A 14,171-nucleotide genomic window follows, 5' to 3' on the forward strand; every position below is an offset into this window, starting at 1 on the left:
ATCATTTAATACACACTTTATTGATAGGTTATTATGTTTTATCAACTTTCAAAACATTAATTCATAGTAAATTCATGATTATTGACATTATATTTTATATACCCCTCTTGATAGCCTAATATACACCTCGAGAAGCTTGTATTATTTCACTCCCTTTTTCAAATTAATAGTTTACATTTTAAATCAATGGGTATATAATATCTATGTTGTCATGGACCACTAGCTCAGCTGGCAGAGCACCTGACTCTTAATCAGGGTGTCCAGGGTTCGATCCCCTGGTGGTCCACCATACCAAGGTCTTGCTAATGCAAGACCTTTTTTACATACAAAAACGCCCTAATCCGATTTTCCAGATTAGGGCGTTTCAAGTATCATTACCTGTAAATAGACACTAAAATAATAATGTCGATTGTTGGATTCACAGCTCGAATACAGTGCAATAAAATTGGCATTGTAATTTTGCTAGGTACAAGCCTCATCGATAACGCAACTATACAATTTGATATTTAACCTTCAATTCTTGATACAATTGATAACCTAAAATATTGTCTTTCTGTAATCTGCCTAACACAATTCCTGGAGCTATATCCATTTTATACGCAAATTGGCAAATAGACTCTTTATCACCTGTGTATGTTTTTAAAAATGTTTCATACTCATTTTTAGGGATTAGCGTCTCTGCAGCAAAAGAATCAGCTTCAATTTCTTCACACTCAGTTGTCATTCGCTGATTATAAATATGACCTTCAATAATATGATACATTTCATGGAATAAACTAAACCAAAATATGTCCGCCGTTTTACCTCTAACCGTAAGGGCTAATACAATTTTTTTCCCATCAATAAATGATGCTCCATGTAAAAAAGATCCCTCTAAATGAGGTAAAAAAACTATAACAATTCCACACTCACTTAATAATTCTTTCAAAGTTTGACAAAATTCGTCAGGCTCTTGTGTCGTTAGCCTTCGTATTTTAGGAATACTTTCTTTTAATTTTTCAATGTTAATATCCGAAACTACACGTTGTCTTGCCAACAGTTTTGCTTGTTGCGCCCATACCGCAAGTGCATAATTACTTTTATTTGATTCCCCATTCACACGAAATGCAATTCCTGGTATTTTTAAAGAATCTATAATTTCTAATTTAGAAACTTCAAAAAAACGTCGTAAATTTTCAACTTTTTTTATCGCAACTCGTGTCTTCTCTACCCATCCAAGGCTAGCTATTTTAGCATAAGGAATTTTCCTAACTAATTCAATCTCTCGTTCCATTTCCAATTCAGCTTTTACTCTTGCCAAATCTTCTCTATACTCGGCCTCTAAACCCTGCCAAAACTTCATGGGCAAGCCCAGGACATTCTCTAACCGTAAAGCTACATCAGCACTAAGTTCTACTTTTCCATTAATCAAATTACTAATATGTTTTTCACTAAAGTTCATTCTTTGAGCAAATTCTTTTTGAGACATTCCTCTATATTCTAATTGTTCTTTTATGGTAGCACCTGGAGGAATTGCTATATAATTCTTACTGCTATACATCTGTAAACCCTCCTTTGATTATTTATGGTAATCTTCTATGCTAATAATTATTACTACATCTAATTTTTCTTCATGTTTTCTAAATACTAATCTATACGGGTGAATTAAATCCATTGCATAATGTCCTTCAAGCTGACCTTTTAATGAATGACATCTTCCCACGGAAAACTTTATTAAAGTTTCAACATTATCACTATGTTTTAACTCTTTAATACGCTGAAAGATTTTTGCGGACATTTCTTCCCCATATGTTTTCTTTGCCTCTTTACCTTCTGTACACACTTTTTCTAACTTCTTAGTTCTATAAGTAACATCCAGTTTTTTGCACCTTCTCCCACAAATAAATTAACCTATAAGGTTAATTTAATATTAACACTATTTAATCAGATTAGCAAGAAAATATGCTTATACTAAAATAACCTTAACGTCGAAGTAACGTCAAGGCCATTTCTCAAATACTTTGTTAAAGTTACGAGATGAGCCGAGCGTTGCAATACTTAGCTATCTCTCTTTCTATTATACCTACTCCACCGTCACTCGTCAAACACGGGTGACTTTTTAAATGCCAAAAATCCAAGATACACCTAAGCGAATAAAGCTAAGTGTCAATACCCAAAAGGCTAAAAAATGAAGTGTTCCTTCTAAGCCTTGTCCAAGGCGAGAAACGCCAGATTTATAAACAATATCGCACCAACACATACCAAAACCTCCAATCACACTGTATGATAAATAATTCTCTAATTTTTTCAGTTTTTCAAGATATAACTGTTATTATTCTACTAAATTCAGCTTCATTTCTCAACCTCAAAAGCATGCTATGTATACCAATTGTGCATATGATATAATGAAACCAATACCATATTCTATTATATGTATAGGAATAGACGCTAACGACGATTTCAGTCCTATACCTCTGAAAGGACTTTCCTATGACTGATATTTTACTATTTGAAATGATTAAGCGAATTAGCACGGCCATTGTGCTCGGTCTTGTCATTTCTCGTTTAAAACTCTTTGATCGGCTCATGGCTAATCGTTTATCTTGGTTCGATCGTTTTATTTTTATTCTTATTTTTTCAAGTATTGCTATTTTAGGTACTTATGGCGGTATTCCCATCAATGATGCCCTAGCAAATTCTCGCATGATTGGTATCATGGCGGCCGGTCTAGTAGGGGGCCCTTTTTTAGGCGGTGCCGTTGGTCTTGTTTCAGGCTTACATCGCTATTCATTAGGCGGTTTTACCGCTCTGGCCTGTGCCATTTCTTCTATTACCGAAGGCCTGTTAGCCGGTCTGTTTCAAAAGTTTTATAAACGCAAATTAATACCTTGGCCCATAGCCCTAGGTATCGGCTTCTTTGGCGAAATTATCCAAATGCTCATCATCTTATTAGTAGCCGAACCCTATCATATGGCAGCCGCTCTCGTCGGTGACATTGCCGTACCTATGACCATTGCTAACTCTCTTGGTCTTGCTCTTTTCATGAAAATCATCAAAGATGGCTTACACCAACGGGAAACGCAAAAGGCCAATCAAAGTCAAAATATTTTGTCTATTGCTCGTGAAACGGTTCGTTATTTCCGCAAAGGCTTAACGCCTGAATCTGCTAATGCAGTCGTACAAATTATCAAAAAGCACAGTTCTTATGATGCCGTTTCTATTACTGACACGACGCACGTACTAGCTTATATCGGAGCTGAAGCTAATCATCATGCCCCTGGGGTAGCTGACCATTTAACAAATGTAACCATTCATTCTCTCACGTCGGGCACTATCCATATTGCCTATTCACATGATGAAATTGGCTGTACAGATCCTCATTGCACCTTAAACAGTGCCATTGTCGTTCCTTTAAGTATTAACGGGCGTATCATCGGCTCGCTTAAAATGTACTATACGGACACAACTCATTATCCCGATTCATCCGATGTAGCCTTTGCTCAAGGGCTAGCCGATTTATTTTCTCCCCAGCTAGAATTAACAGAGATTGATCAACAGCGTCAATTAACAGAGGCCGCTAAAATGCAAGCGCTCCACACGCAAATCAATCCCCATTTCTTATTTAATACTTTAAATACAATTTCGTCCTTAATACGAACTAACCCAGAATTAGCACGACGTTTACTCATCAAATTTTCCCAAATGTTTCGTTTCACCTTGCAATATACAGGGCGTGTTATTTCCTTTGCAAAGGAATGGGACCAAGTAAGTGGCTTTTTAGAAATTTCACTGGCCCGCCATGGAGATAAACTCTTTGTGACCCATAATATTGCTCCTGCCATTTTCAGCTTTGGCATTCCATCCCTTACCTTACAACCGATTATTGAAAATTCCATTAAGCATGGCTTACAGCCACGTGAAGTGGGGGGCTCTATTGCCATTGAAGGCACGATGACAGAAACAGATATTATTATAACTGTTACCGATGATGGTGTCGGCTTTCAGGGAGATCCTAATTATTATTTGGAGCAACCACCAGAAGGTCACATTGGTTTGAGCAATGTACATCATCGCCTTCAAGGGCTGTATGGCGCTCCATATGGTCTCACCATTTCTTCAATTCCTGAAGAAGGCACAACTGTAACTATTCGCCTTCCCAAAATTCAACCAGAACCTGAAAAGGAGGTCCTATGATTCGCACCATTCTAATTGATGACGAAGCACCAGCGCGCGACGAGCTACGCTATCTACTCACTACGAACCACAGTACCACCATTGATATCATTGGAGAAGCCGACAATGCCACTTCTGCAATTTCACTAATTACTCGTGAAAAACCACAATTAATCTTTTTAGATATTCACATGCGTGGTCTATCTGGCCTAGAATTGGCAGAGGTCATTCGTGATATTTCGCCAGACAGTCGTATTATCTTTGCCACGGCTTACGATGAATATGCCCTTAAAGCATTTGAGCTACAAGCCTTAGACTATGTAGTAAAACCCATTGAAGAAAATCGCTTATCCAAGGCTATCCAACATGTAATCAAAGCTTTATATCCGCAAGGTCTACCTAGTGAAAAAAATGCATCTATACAAGAGGATATTGCAATTACGGCCACGCCCCCTACCGCTTCCGCTGATAACACGCCAACGGTACGTACTAATAAACTAGCGGTAGATGATGGTGCACACATTCTCTTGATTGACTTAGACAGTATCGCCTATATTACAGGAGAATCAGGACGATTAGAAGTCCATACGGATTCTGGGAAATATGGCTCTAACAAAACGTTGACAGAGTTACAAGAGCGCCTTCGTGGCACTTCACTTTACCGCGTGCACCGTAGCTATATTGTGAACCTTAACAAAGTGCGTGAAGTCGTACCATGGTTTAAAGGCACCTATTGGCTTCGCTTGCCACAGCAAACGGCTAAAGGACAAGAACTGGTAGACATTCCTGTAAGTAAAGCACAAGTGAAGTTGATAAAAGAGTTGCTAGGGATTAACTAAGTTTGGCTAAAAAAACTACATAAAGTATTGATAAAAGTAAAGCGAGAGGTCTCCCTCACGACCAGCTAGGAAAGATAGCAATGGTCGCTACGCGAGGCCTCTCGCTTTGCTTATCCTCTGTACTTTATGTAATTTCTATTCAAACCTATATCAGGTTAATCCCTAGCAAGCTCTTTTAGTGAGAGGTAGAAAGATAGCAAAAAAACGAGGAGACTCTAGTAGCCATCACGTTTCAGATTAGGCTAGAGGAGTCTCCTAATTTTATTGTAAGTAGTTGTAATGAGATTCTAATGTTAGATGAATGTTAGGCTACAGAAAATGGTATTGACTTATGCATTTTCTGTTTCCATATTAGTTACTTCTTCCGCTTCAATATCTGCTTCGGTTCTAAAGTCTTGTGGTTGTTTTGCCAAGCGAATCCAACTGCGAACGGCTTCAACCATAACGATAGCAACGAGGATAAGCATAAGAATACTTACACCGACAAGCATCCACTGACCTTCTGGAATATAGTTATAGACGATATTTTCATAGTCCGCCATAACTGTAATAACTGCGATAAAGATACAAGGAATCAATGTTACCCAAGCGTAACGTTTGTGACCAAGGTGCATAATAACAGTAGTACCGATGGCAAGCCCCATAGTAGCTAACAACTGATTAGATACACCAAATAATGGCCAAATGGTTCCGATATTGCCTTGTAATACGAGGTAACCCCAAGTGAAACATACAAGGAATGACGCAATATAAACGCCTGGTAACCAATGAGCATCTTTCATTTTAGGGAATGCCATACCTAATAATTCTTGTACCATATAACGGCTTACGCGTGTACCAGTATCGATTAATGTCAAGATGAACAAAGCTTCGAACATGATACAGAAATGGTACCAGTAACTCATAAGGTGAGCCATGCTTGGAATTTGAGAGAAGATATGAGCCATACCAACAGCCAAGGACACTGCACCACCTGGACGATGCATTAAGTCTTCCCCTACCATAGCGGATAAAGCTGGCAATTCATGAACTTGAAGTCCTAACGCATTAAATGTTTCAGTTGTAGAGTTAATTGCGAAATAGTCACTTGGATGTAAGCTAGTAGCTGCAATCAACGCCATCATAGCGATAAATGCTTCAGTAAGCATAGCGCCATAACCAATTGGTAACATTTCTTTTTCATTGGTAATCATTTTAGGGGTTGTACCTGTGGAAACGGTAGCATGGAACCCAGATAAGGCACCACAAGCAATCGTAATGAATACGAATGGAATAGCAGAGCCACTAAGTACAGGGCCACCACCATATACATAATCAGAGAAAGCTGGCATTTGAAGAACAGGCATTACGATAATAATACCAAGTGCTAATGCGCCGATAGTCCCTACTTTCATGTAAGTAGATAAATAACCACGAGGTGCTAATAACAACCAAACTGGCAATGCTGCTGCAAAGAAGCTATATACAGCTAACATAATTTGAATGGAATGACGATCCCAAGTGAAATAAGGTGCTAATGAGGAATGTGCAATGTCTGGCCCATAAATAACAGCGGCCATAATCAAAGCAACACCAATAACAGTGGCTTCACGAATTTTACCAGGGCGAATCCAACGAAGATACACACCAATGAATACAGCAATTGGAATCGTAGCACTCACTGTAAAAAAGCCCCAAGGAGAGTTTTCAAGAGAGTTAGCTACTACTGCTGCCATCCCTGCCATGGTAATAATAAGCAAGAATAGAGTCGCTAGTAAAGTGCCCATACCAGCTAAGCTAGAAATTTCAGATTTCGCAATATCCGCAATGGATTTACCATTATAACGTACGGAAGCAAATAATAACACGAAATCGTGAACAGCCCCAGCTAATACGGAACCAATCAAAATCCAAAGCACGCCTGGTAAATAACCAAATTGTGCTGCAATAACTGGTCCCACTAAAGGACCTGCCCCAGCAATGGCAGCAAAATGTTGACCAAAGGTTACCCATTTATTGGTAGGTACATAGTCAACCCCATCATTAATAGCTACCGCTGGTGTTGTCCGATATTGGTTAACCGTCAATACTTTGGCAGCTATGAAGGACCCGTACAAGCGATATGCGATCGCAAGCACTAGGGCCGATACAATAACTAAATAAAGCCCGTTCATTTCCATCTGTAGGAACCTCCTAAAATAAAATAAGTGCAATGGTAAGCTGAGATTCTCTTGTGATAGATTGTCCGCTCACAAGTTACCTTGTCATCTCATCTTCATCTGATAGCATTGTATGTTATTTTAAACATCTGGTAAACGAATTTTCTATGAATGGAACAAATCGGGCTATCAACGGAAATAAAGTTTGTCAAAAAGAAATGAAAAACTACTCATAAACTAAAAAGCCATAACAAAATGTAAGTTATAGTTCTTCATCTTGTTACGGCTTATTTTTATTTTTTGGAATCTAAGGGCACGATTGAAATAGTGTAGCCTAACGGCTTTAATACTTTAAATAAAATTACAATGCGCTCTTATAGATGTTCAAAATATCTTCTGTTGTAAAGTTTGTATATGATGTTGGGTAGCGGTTTGATTTTTCCGCAATGGCTGGTAAATCTTCTGCGGGAATCCCTACTTCAGTCAAGGTTGTTGGTGCACCAAGGCTCTTGAAATAAGCCCGTAATGCTTCAATGCCCGCTAAGGCTAATGCCTCATCACTGTCGTAGTCACTCCGCTTTAAGCCCCACACATTGGTAGCAAAGCGCACAAAGCGTGCCACATGATCTTTATAAATGTAGCGAAGTAGCATAGGGTGAACAATAGCAAGGCCAGCCCCATGAGCAATATCATGGAACGCAGATAAGGAATGTTCAATCTGATGGGCCATCCAGTCCTGTTTTTTACCTAAGCCCATAATACCATTAAGAGCAATCGTAGCCCCCCACATCAAATTGGAACGAGCTTCATAATCTGTTGGATTCTTAACTGCAATATCAGCATTTTCCATAATATTCTTAAAGGCTGCTTCAATCATAGCGTCACTTAAATTATTCGTTTCAGGCAAGGAGAAATACTGCTCCATCAAATGGGATAACATATCACAAATACCATTTACTAGCTGTTCTTGTGGCATTGTATATGTATATGTAGGATCTAGATAAGAAAATTGTGGGAATAGAGCATCGCCAAAACCGCCCATTTTCTTCTGTAGCTCCCAATTAGTAACTACACCACGGTTATTCATTTCACTGCCTGTAGCCGACATCGTTAAAACAACCCCAATAGGCAAAGCTTCTGTTACGTTTTCACGTTTCATAAACATATGCTCCCACCAATCAAAATCAGGCGCTGTTTTCGCTACACCAGCAATAAATTTAGAGCAGTCAATAACGGAACCACCACCAACAGCCAAGACAAAGTCAACATTATGTTTACGGCACAAATCAGCACCTTCCTGCACTTTTTCCATGCGAGGATTAGACATAATACCGCTTAATTCAACGACAGTTTTACCAGCAGCTTGTAATTGAGCCTTAACGGCATCATAAATACCGTTCTTTTTAATGCTACCACCGCCATAGGTGAGTAACACCGTTTTGCCATAGCGAGCTAATTCCTCACTAAGTTGACTTACACAATCTTTGCCAAATACAATCTTCGTTGGGTTATAAAAAGTAAATGCGTCCATAGGGACCTCCTTTATATTCATATCCATATGCAGTAAACCGGTCATGCGTGGCACAACCGGTTCCTGTTTTATTATCTTAATTGTAACGTAAATTAGCTATAGATACAACGAAACATTTTATTATTTTTCTCAATATTTCTTTCGCTGCATGTCTATTTCAATAGCTGTATGTCTATTCCAATATATGATTTATCTTAATGAAGTTCCACAGCATATGTAATACGTCGTTCGTACATTTCATTGGCTTTTGTCAACGATTCCTGAAACGTCGCCATATTCACATCATTAGGTGCGAATTGTGGTTCAATACAAATTCCACTGTATTGTTCATAGACTTCACCTTGACGACCTTCATCAGCTAGCCAGTTACCTGTATATAGTTGGAAGCCCGGTGCATCTGATAAAACATGTAATGTCAAATCCGCTACCCGAAACGAACCGCAACGTTGTACTTCCACCGGCGAATGACTCATCATACCATTATCAGACAACGCCAATGTATTGGGCGCTCGCAACACATAATGATGATCGTAGCCACGATAAGCCGCTAATGGTGCTTGATACTGACGCAAGGCGTCACCTATAGATTGCCATGCACGAAAATCAAAAGGACTTCCTTCCACGGAAACAATCTCACCAGTTGGAATTTGATTATCGCCAAATGGTAAATATTGGGATGCATTCAATTGAACTTCATGGTTTGTTATTAAGCCTTGATCAGCGGCAACCATAGCCCCATTGACATGAGGTAGAGCGGCTGTACCATTCAAGTTAAAATAACTATGACCTGTAATATTGACTACTGAATTTTCTGAAGTCATGTATTGATACGTTAATCGTAACTCAGCTCCATCTACTTCCACCAATAGCTGAACCCGCAAATCGCCAGAAAATCCATCATCTTGACCTCGTAAGGTAGTAGCGAGCACTATTTTTTCATAATTGACTTCTTTGCGTTCACTATTAGGTACCAATTGCCAAAGAGCAAAACTTAAACTACATTCACCGCTATGCAATAAATTAGGCCCATTATTAGGTGTCCACGAATAGGTTTTATCATCAATTTCACAGCGAGCACCGCCAATGCGATTAGCTACGCGCCCTACAGTAGCGCCTAAGTAGGCATCACCTTGTTCATAGCCACGAAACGTATCATAACCTAGCACAATGTTTCGTTTCAAAGGTTTTACAATAAAATCTACAATAGTGGCGCCACGATTTAAAATCCGAACTATTAATTGTTCCGTTTCTAATTCATATAGCTTGACAGCCTCACCTTTTTTTGTCTTACCCCAATCATACCGCTTCATTGTGTCACCTCATCAACCGCCGATGCGCCACATAGCACGTTTAGGTACATCCATATCAGCGCCATCATGTTGCTCTTTACGCAATTGTAAAACTTCAACAATATACTGTGCCAATTCTTGCGCTGTTTTACCTTGACGAACTAAACCTACTAAATCAGCTTCATCATCACGAAGCAAACAAAGGCGTAAACGACCATCAGACGTTAAACGCACTCGATTACATGAGTCACAATAACTATGGCTCATAGGGAAAATAAAGCCCACTAAATTACCTTGTGGCAGACGATAATACGTGGCCGGGCCAAAGCCTGTCACGTCCTGCGTCTTAGGCGCTGGTCCTACAGGAACTAGTTTACCACCACATAATCGTTCCAGCTGTTGCTGCCACATATCAAACGTAGGTCCTCTAAATTTCTCGCCTTGAAATGGCATGTATTCGATAAATCGCCAGATTACAGGCCATTTTTTCATATAGGCTAATAAAGAGCGCACCATATCATCGGACAATGTTTCCATCAATACAGTATTAATTTTTACTGTTTTAAACCCTGCCTGCAAGGAGGCTTCAATTCCATCAATAACGGCTTGTAACTGCCCTGTACGGCCAGTACGCTCATCAAATGTTTTTTCATCGACAGCATCTAAGCTAATATTGACCCGCTGTAAACCAAGTTTGCATAGACTATCCGCTCGGTTAGCCAACAAACTGCCGTTCGTAGTCATCGATATATCCTCAAACCATTGACGTTCTTGCAACTTAGCTAACAAGGTATCAAGTTGCGGATATAGTAATGGCTCACCCCCTGTCAAACGCAACGCGCGTATCCCCAATTCATGAAAGGCTTCTAAAATAACAAGCCACTCATCAGGTGTTAGCAAATTGGTTTGACTCTCTGGGGTAATGGCTTCTGGCCGGCAGTAAGGACAGCAAAAATTGCAGGCTTCCGTTAGTGATACACGCACATATTCAATTGTTCGTTGCCAACTATCTTGTACCATCCGAACGCTCCTATGGGCTATTTAATTAGCCACTTCTTCTACCACAACAGTATCGCCAACTTTAATCGTGCCACCGCTTAACACTTTAGCAAAAATTCCCTGGGTTGGCATAATACAAGAACCCACTTGCTTTTGGATTTCACAGCCAGAATGACATTCCTTGCCAATCTGAGTCACTTCTAACAGTACATCGTCACCTACAAATAAACGCGTACCGACAGGTAATTCATATAAAACAACGCCTTCAATTGTAATGTTTTCAGCAAAATCACCAGGGTTTACATCCGCCCCCTTAGCTCGCATTAAATCAATACTTTGAATGCCTAACAAACTAATTTGGCGATGCCATTTACCAGCATGTGCATCCCCTTCCATGCCAAAGTCAGTAATTAACTTGGCTTCTGGAATATTATGTTTCTTCTGTCCTTTTTTTTCGCTAATGGAGATCGCAATAACCTTTGCCATAATATATATTAGTTCCTTTCTATGACCTACTAAGTCTTAGCTGTACATAGCCCTAAATACTCCGATGATACAAATACCTAGCAAATTTACGGCTGCATGCTACTACGCTTAGTATGCCACTGTATCAATCACTTTGTATGTTGCTCTGGCAACACTGTATAGATTGATTTCTATATAATAGCTATTATAACACGATATAGGTAACTTAAACATGTTTACTTGTTAATTTTACAAAAAAATCTGACATGACCTAAATTCTAAGTCATGCCAGATTTAATATAGTGCAGCGTATGTAATTACACATAATGCAACGTATTTAATTACACATAATGTAGTGCTTCACTATTTTACTATTCATACCCTTACTTTTTAATCAAACTTTATGCTAATTAATTATTCTTTATGCTAATTAATTATTCGCATAATAATTAATTAAGCAACCGGCTGCAATAATATCCTTTTCATCCTGCTCAATATCACCAAGTGTTAAGGTAATCTTTTGTACACCACTTTCACCAATTACATAACCAGTAAATGTAGTATCATCACTCAATAGGATATCACGTACTTTTGGTACCCAAACAAGATCATGCACTGTAATTTTCTTAGCATCATCTTCATTAATTAAAAATGGTAACATACCCCAGTTCATTACATTACTACGATAGCGTTTAGTCGCATATTCTTGTGCAATATTAGCGGCCCCACCAAGTACACGTTGACAAGATGCTGCTTGTTCACGAGCCGAACCATCACCTGGTTTATTAGCATAAATAACACTACCAATTGACGTACTATTCACAAACTCAGCTACATCTCCAGTGTATGAAACAGCGTCTTTAACCACTTCATATAATTTAACTAATTCTGGACTATTTTCTCCATCTTGACGAGCTTTTTCAATATCTCTAACAGCTTTTGCACGACCCACGTATTCAGGTACTTTTCTACTTAAAGCAAATTCAGATAAGGCATATGGATCTGAACGGTAGGAAGATGTTTCCCCTGATGGAATTAATTCGTCAGTCGTTGTCACTGGATCATCAATATATGCTGCTACTTTAAGAAGTAAATTTTCCTGTAGTGGCTCAATTTTTGGCCAAGCTTTAATGGATGGTGCATAAATTAACTGTTCTTCTTTGTTGCCTTCACCAAATCCTGCATACACTTTATTTTCATATGGCTTAGCATCATAATGGAATTCTGGCACAGAATCATCATAATCAATTTCAGTAGCCGGTGTTAATGCGCCTCCATGAATTGCGGTAGCGGCTACCGAGCGAGCATCCATAAGGGCCACAGATGAAATCTGACCATTACCAGGTTTCGAACCTTCACGACTAGGGAAGTTACGAGTTGCATGGCGCACGCTAAAACCTTCATTATTTGGCGTATCCCCTGCACCAAAGCAAGGCCCACAGAATGCAGTACGTACAATAGCCCCTGCTTCCACTAAATCAACCAAGGCCCCGTTTTTCATAAGTTCTAGATAAATTGGCTGACTGGAAGGATATACGCTAAATGCGAAGCGGCCATTACCTACACTTTTACCACCAACAATATTAGCCGCTGCCACCAAGTTTTCATATAAACCACCAGAGCAACCTACAATAATCCCTTGGTCGGAATGTAATTTACCATCATAGTATTTATTAGTAAGACCTAAAGACAATGATTTATTATCTAATTGAGCAATCGCATTCTCTTCGATAGTGCGTAATAAGTCAATACCGCCTTCATTAATCTCTTTAATCGTATACACATTACTAGGGTGGAACGGCATAGCAATCATAGATTCAATCGCATCTAAGTCAACCATAACAACACCATCATAATACGTTACATCGGCTGGTTTCATTTCACGATATGCTTCTGGACGTCCATGGATTGTTAAGAAGTCTTTCACTACAGTGTCAGTCTGCCAAATTGTGGACAAGCAGGTAGTTTCCGTACTCATAACGTCAATGCCATTTCTAAAGTCCATAGACAAGGATGCTACCCCAGGTCCGATAAATTCCATAACTTTATTTTTAACTAAGCCCGTAGCAAATACAGCTTTTTCAATTGCTAAGGCAACGTCTTGTGGCCCTATACCATGTTTTGGTTTGCCTTTTAAATAAATAGCAATAACTTCAGGTCGTTTAATATCATAAGTACGCCCTAACAATTGTTTTACTAATTCAGGACCGCCTTCGCCAATAGCCATGGTTCCTAAGGCTCCATAACGAGTGTGGCTATCTGAACCTAAAATCATTTTGCCACCACCGGCCATCATTTCACGCATATATTGATGAATAACAGCTAAATGAGGTGGTACATAAATGCCACCAAACCGTTTAACTGCGGATAGACCAAATACATGATCATCTTCATTAATCGTGCCACCTACAGCGGCTAAACTATTATGACAGTTAGTTAATACATACGGAATTGGAAATTTATCTAAGCCACTGGCAATCGCCGTTTGAATAATACCCACATAGGTAATATCATGAGATGCTAATGCATCAAATTTAATGCGTAAATCATTCATGCCTTCCGCCTGCTGATGGGATTCCAAAATTGAATACGCTATGGTACCACGACGAGCATCTTCCTTATTCACTGAAAGGCCCTGCTGCTGTACCATCTCTTCGGTCATTAGTTGACCATTAATTAAATACATACCATTTTGTAACGAAACCATGTTTATCCCTCCATTTTACAATGTAACTCATTTTATAATTCACTAAAACCA

Annotated in this window: 11 protein-coding genes and 1 tRNA gene; 3 read left to right on the top strand and 9 right to left on the bottom strand. The window is 39.2% G+C overall.

Annotated features, from left to right (window positions below; genetic code table 11):
* Positions 1 to 213: 213 nt before the first annotated feature.
* Positions 214 to 289: transfer RNA gene (locus tag NFR44_RS08405), tRNA-Lys, on the top strand.
* A 201-nt stretch (positions 290 to 490) separates the two neighbouring features.
* Here NFR44_RS08405 and NFR44_RS08410 read toward each other — a convergent pair.
* From NFR44_RS08410 to NFR44_RS08420, 3 genes are all read right to left on the bottom strand, one after another.
* Positions 491 to 1,540, bottom strand: a complete 1,050-nt coding sequence (locus tag NFR44_RS08410) for a HigA family addiction module antitoxin (RefSeq protein WP_251443709.1) — start codon at positions 1,538 to 1,540, stop codon at positions 491 to 493.
* An 18-nt stretch (positions 1,541 to 1,558) separates the two neighbouring features.
* Entirely contained in the window at positions 1,559 to 1,822 is a 264-nt protein-coding gene (locus NFR44_RS08415; protein WP_251443729.1) for a type II toxin-antitoxin system RelE/ParE family toxin, read from the bottom strand.
* A 276-nt stretch (positions 1,823 to 2,098) separates the two neighbouring features.
* Positions 2,099 to 2,239: a hypothetical protein gene (locus NFR44_RS08420; RefSeq protein ID WP_172460559.1), complete on the bottom strand. Its 141-nt coding sequence runs from the start codon at positions 2,237 to 2,239 to the stop codon at positions 2,099 to 2,101.
* A gap of 230 nt (positions 2,240 to 2,469) precedes the next feature.
* Here NFR44_RS08420 and NFR44_RS08425 point away from each other — a divergent pair, with 230 nt between their 5' ends.
* Positions 2,470 to 4,173 carry a sensor histidine kinase gene (locus NFR44_RS08425; protein ID WP_251443732.1) on the top strand — a complete coding sequence of 568 codons (1,704 nt, stop codon included), beginning with the start codon at positions 2,470 to 2,472 and terminating at the stop codon, positions 4,171 to 4,173.
* Positions 4,170 to 4,991, top strand: coding sequence for a LytR/AlgR family response regulator transcription factor (locus NFR44_RS08430; RefSeq protein WP_251443735.1), 822 nt, complete (start codon positions 4,170 to 4,172; stop codon positions 4,989 to 4,991). The genes NFR44_RS08425 and NFR44_RS08430 overlap by 4 nt, the downstream gene beginning before the upstream one ends.
* Positions 4,992 to 5,320: 329 nt before the next feature.
* Here the strand turns inward: NFR44_RS08430 and NFR44_RS08435 are convergent, their stop codons facing one another.
* The 6 genes from NFR44_RS08435 to NFR44_RS08460 form a co-directional block, all read right to left on the bottom strand.
* Entirely contained in the window at positions 5,321 to 7,150 is a 1,830-nt protein-coding gene (locus NFR44_RS08435) for a carbon starvation CstA family protein (protein ID WP_277612545.1), read from the bottom strand.
* Between the two features lie 340 nt (positions 7,151 to 7,490).
* Positions 7,491 to 8,660 carry an iron-containing alcohol dehydrogenase gene (locus NFR44_RS08440; RefSeq protein ID WP_251443738.1) on the bottom strand — a complete coding sequence of 390 codons (1,170 nt, stop codon included), beginning with the start codon at positions 8,658 to 8,660 and terminating at the stop codon, positions 7,491 to 7,493.
* 194 nt (positions 8,661 to 8,854) lie between these two features.
* The gene (locus NFR44_RS08445; RefSeq protein ID WP_251443741.1) at positions 8,855 to 9,970 is read right to left on the bottom strand and encodes an aldose epimerase family protein; all 1,116 of its coding nucleotides are present in this window, start codon (positions 9,968 to 9,970) and stop codon (positions 8,855 to 8,857) included.
* A 12-nt stretch (positions 9,971 to 9,982) separates the two neighbouring features.
* Entirely contained in the window at positions 9,983 to 10,969 is a 987-nt protein-coding gene (gene moaA / locus NFR44_RS08450) for a GTP 3',8-cyclase MoaA (RefSeq protein WP_251443744.1), read from the bottom strand.
* A gap of 21 nt (positions 10,970 to 10,990) precedes the next feature.
* Complete coding sequence (locus NFR44_RS08455; RefSeq protein ID WP_251443747.1) at positions 10,991 to 11,434, bottom strand: MOSC domain-containing protein; 444 nt, start codon at positions 11,432 to 11,434, stop codon at positions 10,991 to 10,993.
* A 409-nt stretch (positions 11,435 to 11,843) separates the two neighbouring features.
* Positions 11,844 to 14,120 (bottom strand): hydratase, encoded by a 2,277-nt coding sequence (locus NFR44_RS08460; RefSeq protein WP_251443750.1) that lies wholly within the window; start codon positions 14,118 to 14,120, stop codon positions 11,844 to 11,846.
* Between the last annotated feature and the right edge of the window lie 51 nt (positions 14,121 to 14,171).

Origin of the sequence: Veillonella intestinalis (assembly GCF_943193155.1) — a bacterium.
GTDB classification, from domain to species: domain Bacteria; phylum Bacillota; class Negativicutes; order Veillonellales; family Veillonellaceae; genus Veillonella_A; species Veillonella_A intestinalis.

What these genes read in the sequence shown, in the direction of transcription:
- NFR44_RS08410 (WP_251443709.1), bottom strand. Translation starts at nt 1,540, where the DNA reads ATGTATAGCAGTAAGAATTATATAGCAATTCCTCCAGGTGCTACCATA.
- NFR44_RS08420 (WP_172460559.1), bottom strand. Translation starts at nt 2,239, where the DNA reads ATGTGTTGGTGCGATATTGTTTATAAATCTGGCGTTTCTCGCCTTGGA.
- NFR44_RS08425 (WP_251443732.1), top strand. Translation starts at nt 2,470, where the DNA reads ATGACTGATATTTTACTATTTGAAATGATTAAGCGAATTAGCACGGCC.
- NFR44_RS08430 (WP_251443735.1), top strand. Translation starts at nt 4,170, where the DNA reads ATGATTCGCACCATTCTAATTGATGACGAAGCACCAGCGCGCGACGAG.
- NFR44_RS08435 (WP_277612545.1), bottom strand. Translation starts at nt 7,150, where the DNA reads ATGGAAATGAACGGGCTTTATTTAGTTATTGTATCGGCCCTAGTGCTT.
- NFR44_RS08440 (WP_251443738.1), bottom strand. Translation starts at nt 8,660, where the DNA reads ATGGACGCATTTACTTTTTATAACCCAACGAAGATTGTATTTGGCAAA.
- NFR44_RS08445 (WP_251443741.1), bottom strand. Translation starts at nt 9,970, where the DNA reads ATGAAGCGGTATGATTGGGGTAAGACAAAAAAAGGTGAGGCTGTCAAG.
- moaA (WP_251443744.1), bottom strand. Translation starts at nt 10,969, where the DNA reads ATGGTACAAGATAGTTGGCAACGAACAATTGAATATGTGCGTGTATCA.
- NFR44_RS08455 (WP_251443747.1), bottom strand. Translation starts at nt 11,434, where the DNA reads ATGGCAAAGGTTATTGCGATCTCCATTAGCGAAAAAAAAGGACAGAAG.
- NFR44_RS08460 (WP_251443750.1), bottom strand. Translation starts at nt 14,120, where the DNA reads ATGGTTTCGTTACAAAATGGTATGTATTTAATTAATGGTCAACTAATG.